This window comes from Deltaproteobacteria bacterium (genome assembly GCA_019309545.1).
In the GTDB taxonomy this organism is placed as follows: domain Bacteria; phylum Desulfobacterota; class Desulfobaccia; order Desulfobaccales; family Desulfobaccaceae; genus Desulfobacca_B.
Map to the genome: position 1 here is coordinate 1 of JAFDGA010000095.1, position 2,866 is coordinate 2,866.

General features: G+C 53.2%; 6 protein-coding genes. All 6 read right to left on the bottom strand.

Translation table 11 applies throughout. The features are described 5' to 3' along the window. On the bottom strand, window positions 1-256 hold a 256-nt coding region (locus tag JRG72_11935), incomplete at its 3' end, for a hypothetical protein (GenBank protein ID MBW2135911.1). Window positions 257-304: 48 nt separating this feature from the next. Then, window positions 305-898 carry a hypothetical protein gene (locus tag JRG72_11940; GenBank protein ID MBW2135912.1) on the bottom strand — a complete coding sequence of 198 codons (594 nt, stop codon included), beginning with the start codon at window positions 896-898 and terminating at the stop codon, window positions 305-307. Beyond that, window positions 804-1,391: a hypothetical protein gene (locus tag JRG72_11945; GenBank protein MBW2135913.1), complete on the bottom strand. Its 588-nt coding sequence runs from the start codon at window positions 1,389-1,391 to the stop codon at window positions 804-806. Before JRG72_11945 ends, JRG72_11940 begins: the two co-directional genes overlap by 95 nt. A gap of 1 nt (window position 1,392) precedes the next feature. After that, window positions 1,393-1,590, bottom strand: coding sequence for a hypothetical protein (locus tag JRG72_11950; GenBank protein MBW2135914.1), 198 nt, complete (start codon window positions 1,588-1,590; stop codon window positions 1,393-1,395). Between the two features lie 13 nt (window positions 1,591-1,603). After that, the gene (locus tag JRG72_11955; GenBank protein ID MBW2135915.1) at window positions 1,604-2,302 is read right to left on the bottom strand and encodes a hypothetical protein; all 699 of its coding nucleotides are present in this window, start codon (window positions 2,300-2,302) and stop codon (window positions 1,604-1,606) included. Beyond that, window positions 2,221-2,646 carry a hypothetical protein gene (locus JRG72_11960; GenBank protein ID MBW2135916.1) on the bottom strand — a complete coding sequence of 142 codons (426 nt, stop codon included), beginning with the start codon at window positions 2,644-2,646 and terminating at the stop codon, window positions 2,221-2,223. The genes JRG72_11955 and JRG72_11960 overlap by 82 nt, the downstream gene beginning before the upstream one ends. Window positions 2,647-2,866 lie beyond the last annotated feature (220 nt).

The window sequence follows — 2,866 nt, forward strand, 5'->3', positions numbered from 1 at the left end:
TGCCATCCGACAGGTTGCCGTCAACGAATAATCCCCGGTGCACCGGACAGGGGAAACCACATAACATCACCCGCGCCGGGCAATCCGCAGTCGCCGGTATCTTTACCTGCGTAGGGTCCACCCACTCCAGATTCGGGCAATAGGTCAGGTCAAAGGCCTCCACCACCGCATCTTCAATCTTGTCAAAATCACTCTTAAGAATCACCTGGCGGCCGGTGCCGGCCCCCCATTTGCTCTGCGGAATATCTGCCAGCATTATTATTTCCTCGCTTCTCTGTGTCTCTGTGCCTCTGTGTTTAATAAATCAATAAGCATAAGCCCGATTCGCCCAGTTAGGATCTTCCGGGCTATTAGTGTCGATGGCATACGAGTCATAATCCGTCCCGGCGCTATCCACCGCCCAGGCATTGGGGTAGCGAATCTGCCGGGCCAGGGTTAACCGGGTGCGTCGTTGTCCTAAATCGATGGCTTTCCCGAAACATTCGAACTCGGTCTGCTCCAGGCCGTGGAAGTCAGAGCTGATGGCCACCGTATCGCCTAATTCAATTCTGGCCCCCTCGAGCCAGGTCTCCACCTCGGCAGTTTCGCGGGGGGCAGAGAGCCGGGCCAACAACCTTTGGGCCAGAGTTGCTGCCAGATTGGCATCCTCAGTCACCACCGGCTGCCCGTAGCGCAGGTCAATAGTGGTGGATATTTCATCCAGCTCATCGATCAAGGTCTGGTCTTTGGCCTCGGCGTATTTGCTGTTGTCCCGATCATAATCAGCATACTGCACCCGCACCAGATTCTTCAAACCGGTCAGATCATAAGCGGTGACTACCTCCCGGAGCTGCCACCACCGCCTCCATGCTCCCCATCTGACGCATAAACAGATAATGGGGGGCATAGTCCCAGACATCGGTATCTTCTACATAGGAGAAGGGGATCAGATCGGCATTCAGGACATTGGGCTTGCGGTCGCCGCTGAGGCCAAAGAACCGGCCTAAGATGGCATCAAAGTATTCAGCGTCCGTACTGGTAGAGGGGAAGGTATGCGCCGCACCTCTGCGTCCGGTTACTGCCAGCCCAAAGGCATGGGCCACCAGGGCGTTGAGCCAGCCGTAATGGTAGTCGCTTTTGTAGAGATAGCCGCCGTAGTCGCCACTGGTTCGGCTGCGCAGGTCATCCAGGAGAAACCGGGCCAGGTTACAGGCTGTCTCATTGCCATTCCGCAGGTAGATGTATAGACAGCCGATCACCACCGAAGCTACCGCCCCAGGATCATAGCAACTGTCGTAGTTAAAGCCAAACTCGGAAAACCAGATGGGCAATAGGGAACTGTAGTCGTATTGCAGTCCAGTCCCGTATTTCACTCCGGTGCCGTATTTTACCCCTGAACCGTATTTAGCCATCCTATGCTTCCGTTAGCTGAGCCAACTCCGCCTGGACCTTTTGCCGCATCTCGTGAATGAGCTGCATCTGGAACCCCAGGCACACGTTACGTTCCTGCAGAAAGGCCTTTTTAAGCTCCCGATTTTCAATTTCTACTGCGCGGATTTTGTCCTTTAATTCCTGGACCTCGTCTTGGGCTTTATTTACTTGATTAGACATGGATAGTTCCCTGTTACCAACTGGCCAGTTGCCGCCAGCCGCCGTCGGCATAGATCTTGACGGTGTTGTCATTGGTGTTTATGCACATCAGGCCCTCGTGGACCTGAGAGGGATCGCCGGTAGTGGTCTTGCGGATAATCCCGGCCACAATCAATTTCTCGGTGCCGGATTCGGCCATCATGTGCAGCCCGGCCTTGCCCGCGGTTCCGGCAATGTCCTCTACCCAAAGTTGGGCCATGTCACTGGGAGCCGTGGTCGGGGCGGTGCAATTTCCCATACCTATGACGTTTACCGCATTGTTGCCAAAAGCAGTTACGCCGATACCGACATTGCCGTTGTTGGTGTAGACCCCCATAGTAGCGGCATACTGGGTGCCAGCGGGCAGGGCCGCCACTCCCGCGGTGTTGTAGTCGATAATGGTAAGAATAGAGTTTGCAGTATCCCGATTCTTATTAAAGGCGCTGATGGTAAAGCTCTCAAAATTAGTATTATTCTGAATATAGAGAGTGCCTTCGGTCTTGTTGGCGTCATTGGTGGTCAGAACAAAAACAACTTCAGTGTCTTTAATTCCGCAAGAAAGAGGGATTTGCAAGTCGACGATGGGCGGATTGCCCAGGGCGCTTTGCTGTTTTACCCGCAGGAAAACCTGACAACTTTCATACGAACTAAAGGCTGCGCCGCCGTTCTTACAAAGGAAGAAGTTACAATACAACTGGAGTTGGCATATTGCGCCTTCAGGATAACGTTGCAAATGGGGAACCAATAACCGACCTTATTAGACCCGGTCCCGCCGGTCTTGGAAGAAAGCCAGCCCGGCTGCATAGTGATATTGCCCAGGTTATCGACATCAATTGCCACTCCGCCGCCGTCGCTTTGCCACAGCTCACTGTGCAGGTGACCTGGGTCAATGCTGCCAGAATTTTTGAGCAGATAGTCCAGAGAGCTGACCACCGCCGAGCCGTCGACCCCGATCTTGGCCTCCAGGTTGTTCAAATGCGCAGCCAGGATCTCGGTAACACCATCTACCGCGTTGGTTAAATCGGTTGGAAAAGCCATAGTGACCTCTATAAAATCAGGTGGTTTAAATTTTTATATCGGTTTGTTGATTCCAATCCCAATGCTCACATTTTACACATCTTTCATGCATGGTTTTTCTCCCCTAGGTGGCAACATAGGTATCAAGCCAATTGACCCAGTTTTCCAAAATCTCCCAGGCCGCCGGGTCATTGCTGCAAAAGTAGTATTCCGCCAGCCGGTAGAAGGCCCAATACTGCCC